The organism is Cellulosimicrobium sp. BMG9.22, assembly GCF_059159975.1.
The window spans coordinates 17231-39180 of record NZ_JBZGBY010000004.1 but is presented as its reverse complement, the minus strand read 5'-3'; the positions used below and the strand labels follow the sequence as shown (position 1 = coordinate 39180).

At 72.6% G+C, this 21950-nt stretch carries 17 protein-coding genes and 1 tRNA gene; 6 read left to right on the top strand and 12 right to left on the bottom strand.

Going from position 1 to position 21950, the window contains the following annotated elements:
• From AC4H2H_RS04335 to AC4H2H_RS04310, 6 genes are all read right to left on the bottom strand, one after another.
• On the bottom strand, positions 1-1278 hold the full coding sequence (locus AC4H2H_RS04335; protein WP_494369590.1) for a threonine/serine exporter family protein: 1278 nt from the start codon (positions 1276-1278) through the stop codon (positions 1-3).
• 137 nt (positions 1279-1415) lie between these two features.
• Positions 1416-1500, bottom strand: a tRNA-Ser gene (locus AC4H2H_RS04330).
• Positions 1501-1598: 98 nt separating this feature from the next.
• A complete protein-coding gene (locus AC4H2H_RS04325) occupies positions 1599-2216 on the bottom strand; it encodes a GTP-binding protein (RefSeq protein ID WP_494369763.1) in 618 nt (205 codons plus the stop codon).
• Positions 2217-2667: 451 nt separating this feature from the next.
• The gene (locus AC4H2H_RS04320) at positions 2668-3078 is read right to left on the bottom strand and encodes a DUF742 domain-containing protein (protein ID WP_494369589.1); all 411 of its coding nucleotides are present in this window, start codon (positions 3076-3078) and stop codon (positions 2668-2670) included.
• Positions 3079-3088: 10 nt separating this feature from the next.
• Entirely contained in the window at positions 3089-3538 is a 450-nt protein-coding gene (locus AC4H2H_RS04315; RefSeq protein WP_494369588.1) for a roadblock/LC7 domain-containing protein, read from the bottom strand.
• Between the two features lie 36 nt (positions 3539-3574).
• A complete protein-coding gene (locus tag AC4H2H_RS04310; RefSeq protein WP_494369587.1) occupies positions 3575-7504 on the bottom strand; it encodes a sensor histidine kinase in 3930 nt (1309 codons plus the stop codon).
• 189 nt (positions 7505-7693) lie between these two features.
• On the opposite strand from AC4H2H_RS04310, the gene AC4H2H_RS04305 reads away from it, so the two are divergent.
• The 3 genes from AC4H2H_RS04305 to AC4H2H_RS04295 all read left to right on the top strand — a co-directional run bounded on the left by AC4H2H_RS04305 (position 7694) and on the right by AC4H2H_RS04295 (position 12634).
• Positions 7694-8713 carry an NAD(P)H-quinone oxidoreductase gene (locus AC4H2H_RS04305; RefSeq protein ID WP_494369586.1) on the top strand — a complete coding sequence of 340 codons (1020 nt, stop codon included), beginning with the start codon at positions 7694-7696 and terminating at the stop codon, positions 8711-8713.
• A gap of 78 nt (positions 8714-8791) precedes the next feature.
• Complete coding sequence (locus AC4H2H_RS04300) at positions 8792-9460, top strand: bacterial proteasome activator family protein (RefSeq protein ID WP_494369585.1); 669 nt, start codon at positions 8792-8794, stop codon at positions 9458-9460.
• Positions 9461-9577: 117 nt separating this feature from the next.
• Positions 9578-12634: a family 43 glycosylhydrolase gene (locus tag AC4H2H_RS04295; RefSeq protein ID WP_494369584.1), complete on the top strand. Its 3057-nt coding sequence runs from the start codon at positions 9578-9580 to the stop codon at positions 12632-12634.
• Here AC4H2H_RS04295 and AC4H2H_RS04290 read toward each other — a convergent pair.
• The 5 genes from AC4H2H_RS04290 to AC4H2H_RS04270 all read right to left on the bottom strand — a co-directional run bounded on the left by AC4H2H_RS04290 (position 12601) and on the right by AC4H2H_RS04270 (position 18584).
• The gene (locus AC4H2H_RS04290) at positions 12601-13512 is read right to left on the bottom strand and encodes an EamA family transporter (protein WP_494369583.1); all 912 of its coding nucleotides are present in this window, start codon (positions 13510-13512) and stop codon (positions 12601-12603) included. The two genes, AC4H2H_RS04295 and AC4H2H_RS04290, sit on opposite strands and share 34 nt — an antisense overlap.
• Before the next feature lie 288 nt (positions 13513-13800).
• The gene (locus AC4H2H_RS04285; protein WP_494369582.1) at positions 13801-14751 is read right to left on the bottom strand and encodes a carbohydrate ABC transporter permease; all 951 of its coding nucleotides are present in this window, start codon (positions 14749-14751) and stop codon (positions 13801-13803) included.
• Positions 14748-15731: a carbohydrate ABC transporter permease gene (locus AC4H2H_RS04280; protein ID WP_494369581.1), complete on the bottom strand. Its 984-nt coding sequence runs from the start codon at positions 15729-15731 to the stop codon at positions 14748-14750. Before AC4H2H_RS04280 ends, AC4H2H_RS04285 begins: the two co-directional genes overlap by 4 nt.
• 166 nt (positions 15732-15897) lie before the next feature.
• Positions 15898-17304 (bottom strand): ABC transporter substrate-binding protein, encoded by a 1407-nt coding sequence (locus tag AC4H2H_RS04275; RefSeq protein WP_494369580.1) that lies wholly within the window; start codon positions 17302-17304, stop codon positions 15898-15900.
• A 269-nt stretch (positions 17305-17573) separates the two neighbouring features.
• Positions 17574-18584 (bottom strand): LacI family DNA-binding transcriptional regulator, encoded by a 1011-nt coding sequence (locus tag AC4H2H_RS04270; RefSeq protein ID WP_494369579.1) that lies wholly within the window; start codon positions 18582-18584, stop codon positions 17574-17576.
• A gap of 222 nt (positions 18585-18806) precedes the next feature.
• Here AC4H2H_RS04270 and map point away from each other — a divergent pair, with 222 nt between their 5' ends.
• Positions 18807-19598 (top strand): type I methionyl aminopeptidase, encoded by a 792-nt coding sequence (map, locus tag AC4H2H_RS04265; RefSeq protein ID WP_494369578.1) that lies wholly within the window; start codon positions 18807-18809, stop codon positions 19596-19598.
• Between the two features lie 41 nt (positions 19599-19639).
• On the opposite strand, the gene AC4H2H_RS04260 is transcribed toward map, so the two are convergent.
• The gene (locus AC4H2H_RS04260; protein ID WP_494369577.1) at positions 19640-20881 is read right to left on the bottom strand and encodes an MFS transporter; all 1242 of its coding nucleotides are present in this window, start codon (positions 20879-20881) and stop codon (positions 19640-19642) included.
• A gap of 151 nt (positions 20882-21032) precedes the next feature.
• Here AC4H2H_RS04260 and AC4H2H_RS04255 point away from each other — a divergent pair, with 151 nt between their 5' ends.
• Both AC4H2H_RS04255 and AC4H2H_RS04250 read left to right on the top strand, forming a co-directional pair.
• The gene (locus tag AC4H2H_RS04255; RefSeq protein WP_494369576.1) at positions 21033-21512 is read left to right on the top strand and encodes a hypothetical protein; all 480 of its coding nucleotides are present in this window, start codon (positions 21033-21035) and stop codon (positions 21510-21512) included.
• Between the two features lie 19 nt (positions 21513-21531).
• A complete protein-coding gene (locus AC4H2H_RS04250) occupies positions 21532-21708 on the top strand; it encodes a helix-turn-helix transcriptional regulator (RefSeq protein ID WP_494369575.1) in 177 nt (58 codons plus the stop codon).
• Positions 21709-21950: the final 242 nt, after the last annotated feature.

Below are 21950 nucleotides of genomic sequence, written 5' to 3'. Positions count from 1 at the left end.
CTAGTGCTCGAACGTCCACTCCCGGTCGGTGAGCATGCGCGCGACGGCGAGCCCGATCGCCAGCGCCACGATGACGAGCCCGGCCTCGACGGCGTAGGCGAGCGCCCGCGCCGTCTCCCCGGTGTTGAACTCGTAGACCGCGCGGTACGCCGTCACCCCGGGGACCATGATGACGACGGCGGGCACGGACACCGTGATGCGGGGTACGCGTAGCGCCGGCGCGAGGGTCGCGGCAAGCAGGCCGACGAGCAGCGCGGCGGCCGCGGCAGCGGCTTGCGGGACGACGTCGCCGTCGACGAGCATCAACCGACCGACGTTGGCGACCATCCCGATCGAGGCCGCACCCACGGCCATCGCCCACGGGCTGTTGAACATGAGGGCGAACCCGAGCACCCCGAGGAAGCTCGCGAGGGCACGCAGCGCGAGCAGCAGCGGCTCGGCGAGCCCGGGCGGCGGTACCGGGTCGGGGGCCAGGCCCGCCGCCGCGGACACCCCCCACACGGCCAGTGCCGCCGACGCGAGGATCATGAGCGCGTACGTCACCCGCGCGACCCCGGCCGAGAAGTCGAGCTTTGCGAGATCGAGCGCTCCCGTGACGAGCGCAAAGCCGGGGACGAGGAAGAGCACCGAGGAGACGTACCCCGCCTCGTGGCTACCCTCCACGCCGGCCGTCGCCGACAACGCCAGGACGAGGACGAGGTAGGCGATGCTCGCGACGGCCGCCGCGAGCATCGTCACGCCGAACTGGTTGATCCCCCGGTGCAGCATCGCGCGCCGCACGCCCTGCCCGAGCGCCGCAGCGACGAGCACAGCCGAGCACTCGACCAGGCCACCGTTGTTGAGGAACGCGAACGCGGCGCACGCGATCCCGGCCCACAGCGCGTTGAGCAGCGCGCCGTACAGCGGCGGCCGGCGGGCGATCCGGTCGAGCTCCGCGTCGACCTCGTCGAGGTCGGCGCCCACCGGCAGCGCGGCCGAGAACCGCTCGAGCTGCGCGAGCCGGTCCGCGTTGATGCCGACCGACCGGACCTCGGTGAGCTCGGTCCGGAAGATCGGGCCGCGGTACGACGTCGCGGTGATCTCCGTCAGGGTGACGTGCGCGGCGATGCGGTCGAGCCCCAGCGCGTGCGCGGCGCGGCTCATGTGAGACTTCACGCGGTAGCTGCCGGTCCCCGCGGAGAGCGCGAGACGCCCGATGCGCAGGACGGTGCCCGACCGGCGGATGAGGTCGACGGGCTCGAGGCCGGCCTCGTCGGCCGGGGAGGGCTCAGGCGTCACGAGGCCATGATCCCGTACGACCCACCGCGGGGCACTCGGCCGAAGGTCCCGTGGGCTCCGTGCGCCTCGACAAGCAGCCAACAGGTGTCGGGTGGTCGGCCGGGTCGGGGCATGCACCCGACCCGGCCCGACCGCTGCGGAGGGCGAGGGATTCGAACCCCCGGTGCGTTGCCGCACAACGGTTTTCAAGACCGTCACATTAGGCCGCTCTGTCAGCCCTCCCGGCGAGCCATTGTGGCACGCCCGGCCCGTGCACGACGACGGCGGGCCACCCGTGGAGGGCGGCCCGCCGTCGTGCGGTGGTACGGGTGCTGGCGAGGTCAGGCCGCGCCGCGGAGCTGCCGCATCGCGAGCTGGACGAGCGCGATGAGCGTCTGCTTCGTCGCCGCACGCGAGCGGGCGTCCGTGTAGAGCATCGGCACGTGCGCGGGGATCTGCAGCGCCTCTCGCACGTCCTCGAGCTTGTGCTTGGCCACGCCGTCGAAGCAGTTGACGCCCACGACGAACGGGATGTTGCGCGACTCGAAGTAGTCGATCGCCGGGAAGCACTGCTCGAGGCGGTCGGTGTCGACGAGCACGACGGCGCCGATCGCCCCGCGCACCAGGTCGTCCCACATGAAGAGGAAGCGGTCCTGGCCCGGCGTGCCGAACAGGTAGAGCCACAGGTTCCCGGGCAGGGACACGCGGCCGAAGTCCATCGCGACCGTGGTCGTCGTCTTGCGGTCCGTCACGCCGCCCGCGTCGTCGACGCCGACCGAGTGCTCCGTCATGGCGGCCTCGGTGTTGAGGGGCTCCACGTCGGAGATCGAGCCGATGAACGTCGTCTTCCCGACGGCGAACCCGCCCGCGACGACGATCTTGACGACCGTCGGCGCGGTGCGCGCGGCGGCCGGGGCCCCGCTGCCCTGCGCCGCTGCCTGCCCCTGGGCCGAAGCCATCGGCTGGGGGGCCGTGCGAGGCTGGGCAGCGACGGGAGCCGCGGCGGGCGGCTGCGCGGGAGCGGGCGGGGTGTAGGCCGCCTGCGCCGGGCCGACCGGCTGCTGCGCCGTCGGCGCCGGGTGCCCCACCGGCGGCTGAGCAGACGCCGCCGGGGCGGCGGGCCCTGCCGGCTGAGCCTGGGCGTGAGCGGGCTGCTGCGTGGGTGTGGCCGCCTGCACCGTCGGTGCCTGCGCAGGCGCGGCTTGCACCGTCGGTGCCTGCGCGGGCGCGGCCTGCGCCGTCGGTGCCGCCGTGGGCCGGGCCGACGCCGTCTGCTGGCCCTGAGCCGCAGGCACGGCAGGCGCGTTGACCGGTGACCACGCCGTCGGCCGGGCCGCTGCGGGCTGCCCGCCCGGCACGCTCCCGATCACCCCGGACGGCTGCCCTGCCTGCGGCGCGCTCCCCGAGCCGTCAGAGGGTGGAAATGCCATTGAGAACACTCTCCAAGACGCTCAGGGACAGACCCGAGTGGTTGCTGCCGTGACCCGTGTGGACGTTGAGCGGGGTCGACGTGTGGACGGTGACGTAGTTGTCCTCCTGCAAATCCGCGACGAGCACCTTCGTCACGCCGAGCGGCATCCGCAGCAGCGCGGACAGCTCGGCGATCGACACGTAGGTGTGCGCGGCGTGCTGGAGGATCGAACGCTTCTCGGGCGGGAGACCGTAGCTGTTCACCGCGCCGGGCATGACCTCGACGAGGGCCTCGAGCGGGAGGTCCGAGGTGGCCGACCGCACGCGGCCGCCCGTGACCGCGTACGGACGGACCGTCGCCGCCTCGTAGCCGTCGTGGGACCTCGTGCTGCCGAAAGGTACGTTCGTCATCGCTCAGACCTCATCCCACCGGGGCTCGCGTTGCGCCGTCAACGGGGAGGCTCCCCCGCATCTCCGAGATCAGCTGCGGCGTCAGGGTCGCCTCCGTGCGCGACACGAGCAGCGCCATCTCGTAGCCGATGAGGCCGATGTCGCAGTTCGACTCCGCCACGACCCCGAGCACCGACCCGTTCGACACGTTCATGAGGAACAGGAACCCGTTGTCCATCTCGATGATGGCCTGGCGGACGTTCCCCCCGTTGAGCTGGCGGGCCGCGCCGCGGGTCAGGCTCGACATCCCCGAGACGATGGCGGCCAGCTGGTCACCGCTGGTCCGGTCGAGCTGGTCGGACATGGCCATGAGCAGGCCGTCCGCCGACACCACGAGCGTGTGCCGGCTCCCCGGGACCGTACGCACGAAGTTGTCGAGCAGCCACCCGAAATTCGTGGCCTCGGTGCTGAGCGCGTTCACACTTCCTCCTCGTCAGTTGCCGCAGACGGCATGTCGTCACCGCGCCGGCGGCGCTGAATCAGGGACATAATCCATGGTCGGAGGGGTCCACGTCGAACTTGTCTCGTCGTTGCCCTCCACACGGCCGCGGGCCGTCGCCGACTGGAACGCCGACAGGCGCGCCCGCAGCTGTTCCGGGTCACGGTCGATACGTGCCGTGAAGCGGTCCACGTAGCCCTCGCGCTGATCACCGCGAGAGCGTCGGGTCAGACCCGACACGGGCGCGGAGTCCACCTTGAGGGGCTGGTAGGTGCCGTCGTTCGGGTCAGCCAACGTCGCTTCCTGGAAGTCGGTGCTGCCCTGCAGCAGGGTGGACATCTCCTCGTACAGCACCGCCGACGCCATCCAGTCCGACCGCGCCTCGACCGAGTCGCGGATGTACTCGGGTTCGAGCGGCTCGAGCGAGTCGGGGACCGGACGCCGCACGAGCGGGGCGGGCGGACCGTAGCCGACGGCGGCCGGCGCGGCCTCCGCTGCGGGCTGCGCCCACGTTGCGCTCGTGGGTGCGACAGGCTGGACCGGTTCGGCCGGGGCGTAGGTCGGCGCTGCGGACAGCTGGACGGGCGCCGCGACCGCCGGCTCGACCGGCACCGAGCGGCGCGCCACCGGGGCGGCGGCCTGGACCGGAGGAAGGAGGCTCGTCTCGTACGCGGATGCCGGGGCGAACGAGGTCGACTCACCGGCGCCGCGCTCGTACGCGACCACGGGAGGCTCGGCTGCGTGCTGCTCGGCGCGCGCGGCGAACGCGGACGCGCGAGCCGGAGCAGCGGGCTCCGGGGCAGCGGGCTCCGGGGCAGGGGCGAGAGTGATGGGCGCCGATGCCGGTGCCGGGACGGACGCCCCGACCGGCCGCGAGGCGAGGGCCTCGGGCGACGGGCCGGCGGCGGACGTCGCCAGCGGCGTAGCGGTCGTGCGCGGGCGCCGGCCGAAGATGCCCCTCTTGCGCGCCTGGCTCTCCCGCAGGGAGCGCCGCGTCGGCAGGTCCGCCATGAGTTCCTCGAAGCGGGGCAGCGCCTCGAACGTCAGCTCGGCGGGGATCTCGTCGGCGGCGTCCTGCGACTCGCCGGCCTCGGCGACGACCGGGACGTCGGACGCGGTCGGCACCTGCTCCACGGCGGCCGGGACGTGCGCCGGGGGGAGGTCCGCGGGGAGCGTCGGGACCACACGGGTCGCGTCGTCACCCGCGTGCGGCGCGGCGGACCACGTCTGCTGGGCGGGCTGCTCTGCTGCCCACTGCTGCTCGGCGGACCAGGCGCGCTCCTGCTGCGGCTCCGGCGCCCAGGTCGCGGCGGGCTGCTCGTGCACGGGCTCGTGGACGGCCGGCTGGGGCGCCCAGGTCGCCGCCTGCTCCAGGGGAGCCTGCTGGACGGGCTCCTGGAAGGTCTGCTGCGGGGTCCACACGTCCTGCAGGACGGGTGCCGAATCGGCAGGCACCTCGGCGACGAGGGGGATGTCGGTAGCCGTGACCTCGGGTGCGGGTGCCAGCTCGACCGGGTTGTCGCCGACGGGCCGCTCACCCACCGGGCGGAAGCTCGAGAACAGCGCGCTGCGGGTGCTGACGTCGATCACGGGGATCTCGGCCGACACGGGCTCGACCGTTGCGACCGCGGGGCGGGAACGGCTCGGCAGTGCCCCGCCCACGTCGGCGACCTCGGCGGGCGGCGTCCACGCGTCCTCGGACGACGGGAGCTGGTCGGGCAGAGCCGGGGTGGCGAGCGGCGGGAGGACGATCGCGCCCGTCTGCGGCCCCGACGAGAAGGAGGCGCTCGGCGCGGCGGCGGCCGGGTCGACGGTCCGCGAGCGACGCCGGGGCATGCCCGTCTGCGTCGTCCCGTCGGTGAGCGCGTCGAGGTCGACCGGCACGGCGAGCGGCGCCTCCGGCTCGACGGCCGGGAACGACGACGTCGGGGCCGGCTGCGCGACGGGTGCCGGGGCCAGCGGGGCCGCCGGTGCGACGTCGGCCGGGGGCAGGGCGGGGTGCGCGTCCGTGCCGGTGAGCTGATGGGCCGCCGTCTGCGTGCCGGTCTCGAGCGGGTCGGTGGGCTGCGGGAGCGGGACGTTCGAGTCCGGGACGAAGAGCACCCCGGGGAACGACACCGTGACCTCGGTCCCCTTGCCGTCCGAGCCGGCGCCGAAGTGCACCCGCGCACCCAGGCGGTCGGCGAGGCGGCCGACCACGTACAGGCCGAGGCGCTGCGCGCCGACGACGTCGGACGCCGCGTGCGTCGCGACCTTGCGGTTCGCGTCGACGATCTCCTCGGCGGTCATGCCGAGACCGTGGTCGCGGATCGTGACACGGACGAACTGCTCGTCCCGGCCGGTCGTGACCTCGACAGGGGTGTGCGGCTCCGAGAACATCGTCGCGTTCTCGAGGAGCTCGGCGAGCAGGTGCGCGGCGTTCAGCGCGTTGTGCCCGAGCATGAACGGGTCGACGACGAGGTTGAGCCGGACACGGTCGTACAGCTCGATCTCGGACGACGCCGTACGGATGACGTCCGAGGCCGGCATCGGCTGACGCACCCGGCGGCCGGAGTCGATGCCAGCGAGGACGAGGAGCGACTCCGCGTTGCGGCGCATTCGGGTCGCGAGGTGGTCGAGCCGGAACAGGTTCGACAGCGTCCCCGGGTCCTCCTCGGACCGCTCGAGGTCGTCGAGGAAGGCGAGCTGGCGGTTGAGGAGCACCTGGTCGCGACGCGCGACGTTGACGAACATCTCGGCGATCGAGCCACGGAGAGCGGCCTGCTCGCGGGCGACCTTGATGGTCGTCGAGTTCACGTCGTTGAACGCGGTGGCCAGCTGACCGACCTCGTCGGTGGACTCGACGGAGATCGGCGCGAGGTCGATCCCGGGGCCCTGTCCGGGGACGGCGACCTGCTCGACCAGGCGCGGGAGCTGGTCACGCACGTCCTCGGCCGCGTCGGTCAGGCGGCGCAGCGGGTTGACGATCGCGCGGGCGATGAGGCCCGCGACGAAGATCGACAGGACGACGGCGGCGAGGGTCGCGGCGATCGTGATGATCGCCTGCGTCGTGGCAGCGCCCGCGAGGTCGGAGGCCTTCTCCGCCGTGTCGGTGCGGACCTCGTCGCGCACCGGGGTCGTCAGGTCGCGGTCCTCCTGGGAGAGCGCCGTCCACTGCTCTACCTGCCGCCCGGGCGCCGACCCGGGACGGGAGGCGGACACGTTCCCGCGGAGCGCGGTGTAGTCCGCACCGGGGGTGTGGAGCGTCTGTTCTCCGGGAAGCGCGCGCACAGCGTCGCGGGTCTCCTTGGCGAGCGTTTCGCCGGCGGTGACGAGGGTGGCGGCCGCCTGGTTCGCCGAGACGCTCTCCCTGCCCTGCACCGCGGAGTTGAGCACGGCACCCGCGACGGGCTGCTCGAGGGCCTGCTGGGCGAGCAGCTCGTCGAGCAGCACGTACGTGTCGAGGTACTGCGCGAGGTCACGAGCGGGGGTCGTGTCCGCGAGCGCACGGGGCACGTCGAGCGCGCGGTCGATGAGACCCGTGTACTGGTCCGTCCGCGAGATCTCACCGATGTCGGAGCGGTCGATGGCGCGGCGCAGGTTGACGAGGTCCTGCCGGTCCTCGATCGTCGCGTCGAGCGCCTCGCGTACCCGCGGGTCGAGCGCGGACGTGTTCAGCGACTCGTAGCGCCGGTCTCGGACGTCGAGCGCCCGGTCTGTCTTCTCGCGCTGCGCCACCATCTGCTCGTCGGCACCCTCGATCCCGTAGCCGGCGAGGATCGAGTAGGTGCGTTCGGCCGCGATCTCGGTCCCGGCGGCGTCCTGCACACCGAGCGCGTCCACGAGAGCGCTCGCCTGGCTCGCGTTCCGCGCCGAGGAGATCGCCTGCCCGGAGATGACCGCGGCGGCGAGGAAGAGGACGAGGACGGGCACGGCGAGGGCCGCAAGGATCTTCCCGCGAACGCTCAACCTGCGGAGCATACGAACCTGCCTCCATCACCCTGGTCCACCCGGATCGGCGGCGGTCGGCGCACGCTGCGGCGCGTCTCGAACAGCCCGACTCCCCGGTCGTGCGTACTAACTATCGGTGCACATCCCCCGGACACCTAATCCGCGGGGAAGCGCGACCACGCGCGCGACTCCGACGGTGCCACGACGGTGACCCGGCACCTTCCGGGCCCGCCGCGTAGTCTCGGCGTTGTGCGAGGCGTCACGATAGCGGCCCCCGGCGGCCCTGCGAAACTAGCGGTTTCCGAGCTCCCTGACCAGACCCCCGGCCCCGACGAGCTGGTCCTGCACGTCGCTTCCGCTGGCGTGAACCGTGCTGACCTGCTACAACGCGCCGGATCCTACCCTCCGCCCCCGGGCGCTCCGGAGTGGCCGGGCCTCGAGGTGTCGGGCACCGTCGCGCTCGTCGGAGAGTCGGTGAAGGGATGGTCCGTCGGCGACCGCGCCGTCGCGCTGCTCGACGGCGGGGGCTACGCGGAGCAGGTCCGTGTCCGTGCGACACAGGTGCTGCCCGTCCCCGACGGCGTGGACCTCGTGGACGCCGCCGCGCTCCCCGAGGCCGCGTGCACGGTGTGGGCCAACGTGGTCGACGCCGGACGGCTCACCGCCGGGGAATGGCTGCTCGTCCACGGCGGCTCGGGCGGGGTCGGCACGATCGCGGTGCAGGTCGGGGCGACCCTCGGTGCGCACGTCGCGGTCACCGCGGGCGGACGGGAGCGTGCCGACCGCTGCCTCGCGCTCGGGGCGAGCCTCGGCGTCGACCACCGCACCGAGGACTTCGTCGCGGCGGTGCGTGACGCGTCGGGCGGGCGGGGCGCGGACGTCGTGCTCGACGTGATCGGCGCCGCCTACCTCGAGCGCAACGTCGAGGTGCTCGCCACGGGCGGGCGGCTCGTCGTCGTCGGGATGCAGAAGGGCCGACGCGCGGAGCTCGACCTGGGCCGGGTCCTCGCCAAGCGCGCGGTCGTCACCGGCAGCCTGCTGCGCTCGCGTCCTGCGGACGAGAAGGCGCGGATCGTGCACGAGGTGCTCACGCACGTCTGGCCGATGGTCGAGGACGGGCGGGTCCGGCCCGTCGTGCACGCGCGCGTGCCCTTCGACGAGGCCGGCCGGGCCCACGAGCTGCTCGAGTCGGGCGAGGCGTTCGGGAAGGTGCTGCTCGTCCCCTGACGTCCCCTCGTCGTGTGGCACCGCGTCCGTGCGGCACCGGTTCGTGCGCGCGTGGGCGCCAGGCGCAAGACTGTCCCCATGGCTGACGCACCGAGCGACCCCCGCCCCACCGAGCCGGTCGAGCCCACCGGCTCCACCGAGCCCGAGGACACCGAGACCGGACCACGGGAGGACGCGGACGCGGCGCCCGGGCGGACGACGGTCGTCATGCCCGACGGCACGGGCGTGAGCGTCGTCGAGAGCGACGACTCCACCGATCCCGACCGCAACCCCACCACCGTGATCGAGGAGCCGGCGAAGGTCATGCGCATCGGCGGCATGATCAAGAAGCTGCTCGACGAGGTGCGCGACGCCCCGCTCGACGAGGCGGCACGCTCCCGGCTCGCGGAGATCCACGAGCGCTCGCTCACGGAGCTCGAGGACGGACTCTCCCCCGACCTCGTCGAGGAGCTCCACCGGATCACGTTGCCGTTCTCCGACGACACGGTGCCGACGGACGCCGAGCTGCGCGTCGCCCAGGCCCAGCTCGTCGGGTGGCTCGAGGGGCTGTTCCACGGGATCCAGACGGCCCTCGTCGCCCAGCAGATGGCCGCGCAGGCACAGCTGACGCAGATGCGACGGGCGCTGCCTCCGGGCTCGTTGCCGATGGGCCCGGGTGGGCCCGGCGGCATCCCCGGTCAGCCGGGCGGTCCGGGCGGGCGACCCGACGAGCACGACGGTCGCCCCTCACCTGGCCAGTACCTCTGAGAGCCGGTCCTGTCGTGTGTTGATATTTGTTGGCTCTTGCGCGGTTGTGCTCATGCTCCCTACAGTGAACGCGGTGGTGCAACGACGCGCCACCCGGGACCGAGAGGAGCCGGGACGATGGCGCCCACGGCACGAGGACGACGCAGCACGCTGGTCGCCCGGACGATGGTCACAGGGCTCGTCGCGGCGTCGGCGTGGGCTGCCGCCGGGTCGGCTGCGGCGGTCCAGCCCGGCCGGGCCGCGGCCGCCACGTCGTCCGGTACGTCGGCTCCCGCCGCCGCCGACGACACGTACGAGAACCCGGTCGTCGACGAGAACGCGCCCGACCCGAGCATCATCCGGGCCCAGGACGGCTACTACTACCTCTACACGACCAGCACGTACCTCGAGGGCGACCCGGATCCCCACACGCTGCCGATCTTCCGCTCCGCGGACATGGCGAGCTGGGAGCACGTCGGCGACGTGTTCGAGGACGCTCCCGAATGGATCGCGAGCCCTGTCGGCGCGTGGGCGCCGGACGCCCACTACCTGAACGGGCGCTACCACCTCTACTACAGCACCGACGAGGCGAAGGCCCTGCCCCGGTACGGCAGCCCGGAAGGGGCCTACGCGATCGGCGTCGCGACGGCGCCGACACCCGTCGGACCGTGGACGGACGCCGGGCCGTCCGCGGGCGGCACCTTCACCACCGGCCCGATCGTCCCGCCGCAGATCGGCTGGTGCACCGACCCCGGCGACGCGGGCTGCTACGACTGGGTCATCGACTCGCACGTCTACCAGGGCCCGGACGGGACGCGGTACCTCTACGAGGGGTCGTACTTCGGCGGCAACCGCCTGCACGAGCTGGCCGACGACGGGCTGTCCGTGATCGAGGGCACCGCGGTGCAGTTCGGCCACCAGATCCGCTACGAGGGCTCGTTCCTGTGGCCCCACCTCGTGGGGCAGGAGCGGCTCTACTACCTGGTCGCTTCGCAGTCGAACTGCTGCGAGGGCTCGAACACGCCGTACAGCGTCTCGACGAACCGCGGCAACCAGCCCTACGGGAACCTGGACGCGCAGGGGAACCGCGGCAACTTCGTGGACCACCGCGGGCTCCCGATGTACTGGGGCTACGGTTCGCCGCCGGACCTGCAGCCCGGGGACGAGCCCTGGACCTGGCCGGGCTGGTGGAACCTCGCCGGGATGGCGGGCGGTTTCCCGACCCTGCGGCAGAACGGCGACGGCGTCGTCGGCGCGGGCCACCAGGCGATCCTCGAGGACCTCGCGGGCCAGGACTGGATGTACTACCACGGCGTCCAGGAGGACGACCCGTGGGGCACCGACGCCGGGCAGACGGAGGGCGGCCTCAAGCGCCAGCTCTACCTGGACCGCATGGACTGGACCGAGGACGGCTGGCCCGTGGTGAACGGCGGCTCCGGCCCGACCGGGGGCGGCGTCGCCCCGGTGACGACGCCCGCCGTCGGCGACGACTTCAACCCTGCGGGGGCCGCCGCTCCCGCGGGCGACGGCGGCCTGCGCACCGGCTGGGTCGACGTCGCCGGACGGTGGGTGGCGCAGCCGGACGACATCGTCAGCCGGGGGCACCTGAGCCAGCTCGAGACCGCCGGTCGGGCCGAGACCGTCATGAGCGCGGGCGCGCCGTACGAGGCCCCAGGCCTCCGGGCGGAGTGCGACGTGCGCGCCGCCACCGACAGCGGGACCTTCGGGTGCGCGCTGGTCGTCGGCGGGGCCGGACCGGGTGCCGTGCGCGTCGAGGCGAGCGTCGACGCCGCCACGGGGACCGTCTCGGTCGTCCGCCGTGGTGCCGACGGCACGACCGGCACCCCGCAGACGGGCGAGCTGCCCGCGGGCATCGACCTCACGACGTGGAACCACCTGGTGCTCGAGCTCGACCCGGCAGGCGACGACGGGCCCACGGTCACGGCCACGTTCCAGAACTCCGACCGCAACCCGCTGGTGGATCTCTTCCTGCCGGTTCCCGACGCCCCCGGCGCCGGGGACGTGCACGTCGGTCTGTTCACCGACGGCGCGGCGGCCGACTTCGACAACGTCTCGCTCGTCCCGCGGGTGCCGTTCGTCGCGACGATCGACGGGCCGCCCGAGACGGGCCCGGTCGACACGGCACGCTCCGACTCCTTCGGGGGGACGGTCGGCGAGCAGTGGACCTGGTTGCGGGAGGACGCCACGCTGCACGGCTACGCGCCGACGGGTGCTCTCGAGCTCACGACGAACGGTCACCTCGACTCCTACCAGCGGGTGAACGCGAACAGGGACGACCCGCCGGAGCTGCCGCTCACGAGCAACGTCCTGCTGCAGGACGCCCCGGAGGGCGACTTCATGGTGGAGACGACGCTCCACTTCGACCCGCACGTGGACAACCTGTCCGCCGGGATCGCCCTGTACAGCGACGACGACCACCACGTCTCCAACCTGGTGTCGTGGAACGGCATGCTCACGCAGGTCGTCACCGCGCGCAGCTCCCTGACCCCGCTGCCCGACGGCGCGCAGTGCCCGCTCGACGCTCCGGTGCCGGGGGCGAACGTCGCCACCACGCAGTACTCGGCGGACGCGTGCCCGCCACGGTCCGAGCACCACTCGCAGGAGTACCCGGCGAGCACCCGCTGCTGCTGGGACGGCAACGGCCGGGCGGACGACCCGTCGCGGATCTCCGTGTCGTTGCGGCTGTACCGCGTGGGCGACGTCGTCACGCCGTGGTACTCGCTCGACGGGCAGACGTGGACGCGGGAGAACGCGTGGACGTTCGAGGCGGTCGACGACGAGTTCCCGGTGAAGATCGCGCTGTACGCGTCGGCCAACCACAAGGCGCTCGACCCCGGCGCCCGGGCGAAGGCGTGGTTCGACGAGGTGGTCGTCCGGCCGTTGGCGTCACCCGGCGTGCAGCTCACGGACGTCGCCGCGTCCGCGCGGTGCCTTGCCGGGACGGCGTACGTCGCCGTCCGCGCGACCAACGCAGAGCCCGACCCGGTGGCCGTGCGCCTCACGACGCCGGTGGGGGCGCGAGAGTTCGCGTCGATCGTCCCCGGCCGGTCCGCCTACCAGTCGTTCAACGCCCGGACGACGACCCTGGCCGCCGGGACCGCGACCGTGCTCGCGACGGCCGACGACGGCCGGCAGCAGACCTACGAGGTGCCGTTCGGCGAGATCTCCTGCTGAGGGTCGGGCTCCTCCGAGCCGCGTGCCGTCATGACGATCGCGCCCGAGACGAGGAGGAGCCCGACCAGCTCGGGGAACGTGGGGACCTGCCGGAGCACGAGCGCGCCGATCACCGCGGCGGTCGCGGGGAGCAGGGCCAGGAGCACGGAGAACGTCGCGGCGCTGACCCGCCGCAGGATCACCTGCTCGAGCGCGTACGGGACGACGGAGGAGAACAGCGCGATCCCGGCGACCGCGACGACGTGCCGCCAGTCCCCGAGCACCGGGACTGCCGACGGCGCGAGGAACGGCGCGAAGACCAGCGCGCCCACGGTCATCGCCACGGCGAGCGACGTCACGCCGGACCCGGCGACCGCGACACGGCGCCCGAGCACGATGTACGCCGCCCAGCACGCGGCCGCGACGGCGATCGCGCCGAGGCCGAGCACCACGTCCTCACGGGGAAGGTCCGACTCGATCGTCTCCCCGGCGAGGAGCACGACGCCCGCCGCGGCGACGGCGATCCCGCCCCGTTCCCGCCACCCGCGCCCCGTGACGGCCGCCACGGCGACCGGCCCGAGGAACTCGATCGCGACGGCGGTCCCGAGCGGCAGGTGGTCGATCGCGACGTAGAACGCGAGGTTCATCGCCGCGAGCGCGACCCCGAACACCACGACCCAGCCGAGGTCGTGCCGCGTCCACGACCGCCGCCACGGTCGGCGCCACGCCAGCAGGAAGACCGCGGACGCCGCGATCCGCAGCCACCCGATCTCGATCGCCCCGGCGACGGCGAACAGCCCGACCGCGATCGCCGCCCCTAGGTACTGCGTCAGCCCCGAGACGACGAACAGCGCCGGAACGGGCACCCGCCCGAGGGCGGCGGCAGGACGGACGGACACCGCACGACTCTACGACCAGGCCGACCGGCCGCCGTCGGACACGACCCACCGACCAGCCCGACCCACCGCCGTCAAACACGACGCACGACCAGCCCGACCGACCGCCGTCGGCCACGACCCACCGACCAGGGCGAGACGAAGGACGAGCGGTGGGTCCCGGGACGCGCGCGCGGTCGTGGCGGGCCTGGCGGGAGGCCGCGAGGAACGAGCGGCCGGATGGTAGACCGCGCGCGCGTCCCGGGACCCACCGCGGAGGCGGCCGAACCACGACGACCGAACCGGAGAGGTTCAGCCCTTGACCGACCCCGCGAGCAACCCCCGCACGAAGTACCGCTGGAGCGCGAGGAACACGACCACGGGGACGACCATCGAGATGAACGCACCCGCGGGGAGCAGGTGCCAGCTCGCGCCGCGCGACCCGGACAGCTCGGCGAGCCGCACGGTGATCGGTGCGGTGTCCTGGCCTGACGCGAACGTCAGCGCGACGAGCAGGTCGTTCCAGACCCAGAGGAACTGGAAGATCCCGAACGCCGCGATGGCGGGGACGAGCAGGGGCATGAGCACCTGGAAGAAGATCTTCACGTGCCCTGCGCCGTCGACGCGGGCGGCCTCGACGAGCTCGCGCGGGATGTCCTTCATGAAGTTGTGCAGCAGGAAGATCGCGAGCGGCAGCGCGAAGATCGAGTGCGAGAGCCAGACCGGCCAGAACGACCCGTCGACCCCCCAGTTGACGTACTGCGTGAGCAGGGGGACGAGCGTGACCTGGATGGGGACGACCTGGAGGGCGAACACCGCCACGAAGAGCAGGTTGCGGCCCTTGAAGTCGACCCACGCGAACGCGTACGCGGCGAGCGAGGCGAGCGTGATCGGGATGATCACCGCCGGCAGGGTGATGACGATCGAGTTGATGAAGTAGGTCGCGAAGCTCGTCGACCCGCCGAACAGGGCGTCGGTGTAGTTGTCGAACGTGAACTCGGGGTTCGCGAAGGACTCCCACCACCCCGTGCGTCGGATCTCGCGGGGTGGGCGGAACGACGTGACGAGGAGCCCGAACGTCGGGATCGTCCACAGGACGGCCAGGACGATGGCGATGATGGACGCCGGCCGCGACGAGACCTTGCGGCGCACCTTCTCCGCGCGCGCGTCGAGGCCCGCGACGAGTCCCTTGCCGCTGCCCTCCTCGGGGGTCTCGTCGACGAGGGGGGCGTCGGGCACGGAGGCGGACAGTGGGGCGCTCATCGGATGTCCTCCGTCTGCTTCAGCTGTCGCACGTTGTACACGATGATCGGGACGACGAGGATGAAGAGGATGACCGCGAGCGCGGCGCCCAGGCCTTGCTCCCCCTGCCGCAGAGCCTGCGTGTAGAACTCGTTGGCGACGACCGACGTCTCGAACCGGCCTCCGGTCATGGTCCGGACGATGTCGAAGACCTTGAGCGTGCCGATCGCGATGGTGGTGACGACGACCACGAGGGCGGGCCGGATGCTCGGCACGGTGATGTAGCGGAACATCCGCATGCCGCCGACGCCGTCGAGCCGCGCCGCCTCGACGATGTCGTCCGGGATCGCGCGGATCGCGGCCGCGAGGATCGTCATGGCGAACCCGGCCTGGATCCAGATCATCACGAGGATGAGGAAGAACGTGTTCGCCGGGGCGCTGAGCAGGAACTGCTGCGGTTCGAGACCGACCCAGACGAGGAGCTGGTTGAACAGCCCGATCTGCGGCTGGCTCGCCGGCTTGTACTCGTACATGAACTTCCAGATGATGCCGGCGCCCACCATGGAGATCGCCATCGGCAGGAAGATGAGCGTCTTGGCGAACTTCTCGAACCGCGACCGGTCGACGACGACGGCGTACACGAGGCCGAGGAACGTCGACACGAGCGGCACGACGATGACCCAGACCGCGGTGTTGCGCAGCACGACCTGGAACTCGTCGCGCGTGAACGCGGTGACGTAGTTGTCGAGCCCGACGAACGTGGACCCCGTGCGGTTGAAGAACGAGTCCCGGATCGTGCGCAGGCCCGGGTAGAGCAGGCCGAAGGCGATCATGAGGACGGCCGGCCCGGCGAAGGCGACGGCGATGGCCCAGCCGGGGACGCGCTTCGGCCGGTCGACGAGGAAGAGGATCAGGCCCATGACGACGACGAAGAGCAGGATCGCGACGATCATCACCGCGAGCTTGCCCCCCGTCCCGGCGGGTTCGAGCAACCAGTCCATGTGAGAGCTCCTGAGGTGGCCGGCGGCGGCCGGACGGCGACGGTGATCACCGGGGGCGGGCCGCCCTGGGCAGTGCCCGGGCGACCCGCCCCCGGGTCGGTGCGTGGACCCGGGGTCCGACGGCGCGAGGTCGTGCCGCGCCGTCAGGCCCCGGGTCGCTCGCGGGTCAGGAGGTCGGCCAGGCCGCCTCGATGGCGTCGAGCACGGCCTCGTCGTCCTTGTCGCTCGCGATCCACTCCGTCATCTCGGACCAGAACGCGCCCGAGCCGACGGCGGCGGGCATCATGTCGGACCCGTCGAAGCGGAACGTGTAGCTCTCGTCGGTGAGCAGCTCGTACGCCTGGCGGTCCATCGGCGACTGCAGCAGCTCGGGGTCGAGGCCGCTGTTGGCGCTGATCCAGCCCTGCGGGGTCACGCTCGCCTTGGCGTTGGACCACTCGGGGCTCGAGAGGTAGGCGTGGAAGGCCTGGACCTCGGGACGGTCGGCGAACGCCGCGACGAACTCGCCACCGCCGAGCAGCGGCTTGTCCTCGGCGGTCTCGCCCGGGAGGTAGAACGCCCAGACGTCACCGTCCTCGGCGACCTCGAGCTCGGGGTCGAGCGTCGTCCAGTTGGCCTGGTAGAACGTCGCCTGGCGGTGCATGTAGCACAGGCTGTCGATGATCGGGTACCCGCCCTCGGTGAACTCGGTCGTCGCGATGGAGCTCACGTCGCCCAGGCCGCCGTTGACGTAGTCCTCGTTCTTCAGCACGTCGCCGACCGACGCGAGCGCGGTGGCGATCTGCGGGTCGTTGAACGGGATCTCGTGGTTGACCCACTGGTCGTAGACCTCGGGCCCGGCCGTGCGCAGGACGACGTCCTCCATCCAGTCGGTGGTCGGCCAGCCCGTGGCCTCACCGGACGCGATGCCCGCGCACCAGGGCTTGACGTCGCCCTCGGGGTTGTCGGCGACGATCTGGTCGGAGAGCTCCATGAGCTCGTCCCACGTCGTCGGGACCTCGTAGCCCGCGTCCTCGAACATGGAGGGCGAGTACCAGACGAACGACTTCACGTTCGCGCCGAGCGGGGTCGCGTAGAGCGTGCCGTCGACCGTGCCGTACTCCTTCCACGACTCGGTGTAGTACTCGTCGACGTTCGCCGCGGCGTCCTCGCCGACCGGCAGGATCGCGTCCGGGAAGTCCGCGACGATCCGGCGCAGGAGGCCTGGCTGCGGCAGGTACGCGATGTCGGGCGCGCTGCCGGACTGGATGCGGACGGGGAGCTGGGCCTCGAACTCCTTGGAGCCCTCGTACTCGATCGTGGCGCCGGTGCACTCCTCGAACGGCTCGTACGACGCCTGCTGCTGCTCGGCCTCGGTGTCGACGATCGTCGCGTAGACCGTGACGGTCGTGCCCTCGAGGTCGCCGTACTGCTCGAACTCGGCACAGTCCACCTCGGCGGTGGGCGACTCCTCGTCGCCGCCTCCGTCTCCGCCACCGCCGCACGCGGCGAGCACGAGCGCGAGGCTCGCGCCACCGGCGGCGACGGCCAGCGTGCGGCGACGTCCCGCGCTGGTCCTCGTGGTCCTGGTCATGTCAGCCCTCCACATCGTCGTGGGTCCGGACGCCGCTGACCCGGTCCTGTGAGACCGGGCGCACGCGTCGTCGCGAGCGCTGGTGCGCTCCCGCCCTGAGCACCATGCAAGCGGTTGCATCTCCGACCCGCAAGCACAGGAGAGGCGAGTTTGCGTAACGATTGCGTCACGTGTGCCGAGACCGCGCTCTCTCGCCCTGAGCACGGTGGCCGCGCTCCCACCGACACTCGGGCACCGCGCGGCGAGGTGCAGGTCGCGGACGTGCCCACCTACGACGAGACGCGCGGCGGGCAGGTGGAACCACGGCGGACGAGCTCGGTGGGGTAGGTGAGGCTCTCCGGTACGGGCGCGCCGTTGATCATCTCCAGGAGCAGCATCGCGGCGTCGAAGCCCTGCTGGTAGGCGTCCTGCGCGATCGTCGTGAGCCCGACGAGCTCGCCGAGGTCGTGCCCGTCCACCCCGACGACCGACAGGTCCTGCGGCACGCGAAGTCCCGCGTCGCGCGCAGCGAGGATCGCGCCCATCGCCATCTCGTCCGACGCCGCGAAGACGGCCGTCACGTCGGGCCGCCGGCGCAGGAGCTCCGTCGTCGACTCGCGCCCGCCCGCGACGTCGAAGTCCCCGTTGACCTCGAGCGAGCGGTCGACGGCGATCCGCGCCTCCGCGAGCGCGCGCTCGTAGCCCAGGGACCGCTCCACGGGGGGCGACCACGACGACACGAGGTCGGGGACGCCCGTCACGTGCCCGATCACGCGGTGACCGAGGTCGATCAGGTGCCGGGTCGCGGCGTGGCCCGTCGCGACGTCGTCGAGCCGCACGGTCACCTGGTCCGCGGGCCCGGATCCCACGAACGCGAGCGGGCGCGTGAGCCCGACGAGCGAGCGCACCTCGTCGTCGTCCAGCGGCAGCCCGACGACGAGCGTGCCGTCGACCCGGTGCCGCAGGACGCTCGGGTCGACGCGCCGGCGGGCAGCGGTGCGGCGGACGTCGAACGTGTAGAGCAGGACGTCGTAGCCGACGTCGCGCAGGGCACGCTCGGCCCCCTCGATGACGTTGGCGAAGAACCACCGGTTGACCCACGGCGTGAGCACGCCGATGGTCCGCGTGCGGCCGGTCGCCAGCGACGACGCCGACGGCGTGGGCACGTACCCGAGCCGCGTCGCCTCGGCGAGGACCCGCAGGCGGGTGACCTCGGAGACGTTCGGCAGGCCGCGCAGGGCGCGCGAGACGGTCGCCGTGGACACCCCGGCGGCCCTGGCGACGTCATCGATACCTGCCACGACGGGTGATGCTGCCACGCCCTGCGGTGGCTGGCGAGGTGCCGTGCCACATCGTGAGCAGATCGATGCAAGCGCTTGCCTCGCCGGTGCGCTCCACCGTGCTGTCGCCTCGCGCCGGCGCGGCGACCGATATCGTGGGGACGCCCGCACGGCACCCGTGTGCCGGCACCGCGCCCACCGGCACCGCGCCGTCGGGCACGACCTCGAACCGGAAGGACCACGATGATCGAGCTGAGGACGCCGCGGGAGATCGAGCAGATGCGGCCCGCGGGACGGTTCGTCGCCGACGTCCTCACCACCGTGCGCGCCGCCACGAAGGTCGGGACCAACCTGCTCGAGCTCGACGAGATCGCGCACGCGATGATCCGCGAGCGGGGCGCCGAGTCCTGCTACATCGACTACCACCCGTCGTTCGGCGCGAGCCCGTTCGGCAAGGTCATCTGCACGTCCGTCAACGACGCCGTGCTGCACGGCCTGCCCCACGACTACGCGCTGCGCGACGGCGACCTGCTGAGCATCGACTTCGCGGCCTCGGTCGACGGCTGGGTGTCGGATTCGGCGCTCTCGTTCGTCGTCGGCACGCCGCGCGCGGGCGCGCTCGGCGAGTCGGACGCGAAGCTCATCCAGACGACGGAGCGTGCGCTCGAGGCGGGCATCGCCGCCGCCCAGCCCGGCAAGAAGGTGGGCGACATCTCCGCCGCGATCGCCGACGTCGCGCACGCCGCCGGCTACACGGTGAACACCGACTTCGGCGGGCACGGCGTGGGCCGCACGATGCACGGCGAGCCCCACATCCCCAACGACGGCCGCCGCAAGCGCGGCTTCCCGCTCAAGCCGGGCCTCGTCATCGCGATCGAGCCGTGGTTCCTCGAGACGACCGACGAGATCTTCACCGACCCCGACGGCTGGACCCTGCGCTCGGCCGACGAGTCGCGCGGCGCGCACAGCGAGCACACCATCGCGATCACCCCGGACGGCCCGGTCGTCCTCACCGCGCGCGAGCCGCGCGACTGACGCCCAGGTCGTGGACGACGGGCGACGGCGAGGGGGTCGGCCTACCGCGCCTCTCGGCGCCGTCCGGTCGCGGCCTCGTCGTCGGGCCCTCGGTCGTCCCGCAGCGTGACTTTCGCGACGAGGCAACAGGCCACGAAGACGACGGCCCCGGCGAAGACCGGGACGACCAGGTCGATCGTGGCGAGGACTCCGCCGAGCGCTGACCCGACAGCGAGCCCCAGGAGTCCGAGCACGCGTCCGGCGCCGCCGACGCGCCCGAGCAGCTCGTCGGGGACGAGTCGCTGTCGCATCGAGACGGCGCAGACGCCCCAGACCACCGCGTGCAGGATGTACAGCGCCAGGAGCACTCCGGCGACGAACGGGTTCCTCGTGAGGGCGAGCCCTCCGAGAGCCAGCGCCGCGAGAGCCAGGCTCGCCACGATCGTCCACCGATATCCCAGACGTGGTCGCAGTCGGGGCGCGAGGAAGGTGCCCAGCAGCCCACCGAGCGCGGAGAAGGCGAGCAGGAGCCCGTATCCGGCGCCGTCCAGCCCGAGGCGCTCCTGGGCGAGGAGGACGAGGATCGAGAACGGCAGCATGTAGCCGACGCTCGCGATCGCTCCGACGAGTGCCAGGCTGCCCACGACGCGGTGGCGCGCGAGCCAGACGATCCCTTCGCGCGCCTCGGTGTAGATCGATGGTCGGATCGTGGCGGGTGCGTGGGCCCGTGACCTCGACAAGATGCGGATCGGCAGGGCGAGGGCGACCACGCCCGCTACCGCCCACAGCCCCCCCATCGCGAAGACGGGTGCGGCCGCCGCCAGCGCGAAGAGGAAGCCGCCAAGGGGAGGTCCGGCAAACTCGTCGGCGACGAGCTGAGCGGCCGCGATCCGTCCGTTGGCGGTGTCGAGCCGGTCGCGGCCGACCAGAGAGGGCACGACGGCCACGGCCGCGCTGTCGGCCGTGCTCTCCAACGTCCCGACGACGGCCATCGTCGCGTACAGGACGACCAGGGAGGAGACGCCGAGCTGAATCGTGAGCGCCAGCCCCAGCAGCACGCCACCCCGCAGCAGGTTGGCCGTCACGATCAGGGTCCGGCGGTCGATCCGGTCGACCCAGACACCGATCGGCAGGGCGACCACCAGGCGGACGAGGGCATAGAGCGTGGCCAGACCAGCCACGAGACGCGGGTCGTCGGTCATCTCGGCCGCGAGGAGCGGCATCGACACGAAGGCGATCCCGTCGGCCAGGTTGGACAGCGCACCTGCGCTCCAGAGAACGCCGAATCCGCGACCGAGGGGCATCCGCTCACCCTAGGGGTCGGCCGCGAGGGATTTCGTACACCAGGAGCCGACGGGTGGCACCGTCGCGAAGTGGTCAAGCGTGCTTGACACGTGCTCGGGAAGCGCGGTTGACTTCAGGTGTCAAGCACACTTGACCAAGGAGGAGAGTCCCGTGCCCCACCCCGCCGTTCCGTCCCGCGACGACGACGCCCCCGATCCCCGAACCCTGGCCGACGGCGGGCGGCGCGCGCCCTGGTGGGCCTGGGCGGGCGCGGCACTGGTCGCGCTCGCCGTCGCGGGGTCCGTCGGCGTCGCCGCGGGAATGTTCCGGCGCGAGGACTTCTGGCTCGTCGCGGCCGTGTTCACGGTGTGCGTCCTGCCGCCGGCGTTCATGCTCGGCTGGTACCTCGTCGTCCTGCCGCGCGCGAGCGCGCCCGAGCCGCACGCCGAGGAGAACGTCGAGCGGCGGTGGACCGAGCGCGCGGCGGCCGGCGCGTTCTGGGACGTGCTGATCGTCGCCGGGCTCACGCTCACCGCGGTCAGTCTCACCGGGCTCGAGCTGAGCGTCTCCTTCGCCCTCGCGGTGGTCGTCCTGGTGGCGATGGTGGACTTCTTCGTCCGGCACGCCGTCGTCTCGCGGCGCGAGTCCTAGGGCGCCCGTGGACAACGACATGGCCGCGCGCCGCGCAGAGCAGGGGTGGTCGCAGGCCGAGCTCGCCACCCGTCTCGGGGTGTCGCGGCAGACCGTGATCTCCATCGAGCGCGGCCGCTTCGACCCGTCGCTCCCTCTCGCGTTCCGCATCGCCGAGGTGTTCGGCTGCCGCATCGAGGACGTCTTCCGCCCGTGACGCGAGCTTCCGGCCCGCCACCCCGACGGCCGAGGTAGAACCCTGGTCCGCCGAAGTAGAACCCTGGTCCGCCGAGGTAGAGCCGGGGCCGGGCGTCGCCTGGGTGAGCTGATGGCCGAGCGGGTGGGGCGGCGTCGGATGCGAAGGGCGTCAAGGCCGCGCTCCAAAAACCTATGCCCGACAGACCACGGCGACGGCGCGGACAGCCCGAGCACCGACGCCGCCCCACCCGCGGACCGGAC

What these genes read in the sequence shown, in the direction of transcription:
- AC4H2H_RS04325 (WP_494369763.1), bottom strand. Translation starts at nt 2,216, where the DNA reads ATGGCTTCGGCCCAGGGGCAGGCAGCGGCGCAGGGCAGCGGGGCCCCG.
- AC4H2H_RS04320 (WP_494369589.1), bottom strand. Translation starts at nt 3,078, where the DNA reads ATGACGAACGTACCTTTCGGCAGCACGAGGTCCCACGACGGCTACGAG.
- AC4H2H_RS04300 (WP_494369585.1), top strand. Translation starts at nt 8,792, where the DNA reads ATGGCTGACGCACCGAGCGACCCCCGCCCCACCGAGCCGGTCGAGCCC.
- AC4H2H_RS04295 (WP_494369584.1), top strand. Translation starts at nt 9,578, where the DNA reads ATGGCGCCCACGGCACGAGGACGACGCAGCACGCTGGTCGCCCGGACG.
- AC4H2H_RS04285 (WP_494369582.1), bottom strand. Translation starts at nt 14,751, where the DNA reads ATGAGCGCCCCACTGTCCGCCTCCGTGCCCGACGCCCCCCTCGTCGAC.
- AC4H2H_RS04280 (WP_494369581.1), bottom strand. Translation starts at nt 15,731, where the DNA reads ATGGACTGGTTGCTCGAACCCGCCGGGACGGGGGGCAAGCTCGCGGTG.
- AC4H2H_RS04275 (WP_494369580.1), bottom strand. Translation starts at nt 17,304, where the DNA reads ATGACCAGGACCACGAGGACCAGCGCGGGACGTCGCCGCACGCTGGCC.
- map (WP_494369578.1), top strand. Translation starts at nt 18,807, where the DNA reads ATGATCGAGCTGAGGACGCCGCGGGAGATCGAGCAGATGCGGCCCGCG.
- AC4H2H_RS04260 (WP_494369577.1), bottom strand. Translation starts at nt 20,881, where the DNA reads ATGCCCCTCGGTCGCGGATTCGGCGTTCTCTGGAGCGCAGGTGCGCTG.
- AC4H2H_RS04250 (WP_494369575.1), top strand. Translation starts at nt 21,532, where the DNA reads ATGGCCGCGCGCCGCGCAGAGCAGGGGTGGTCGCAGGCCGAGCTCGCC.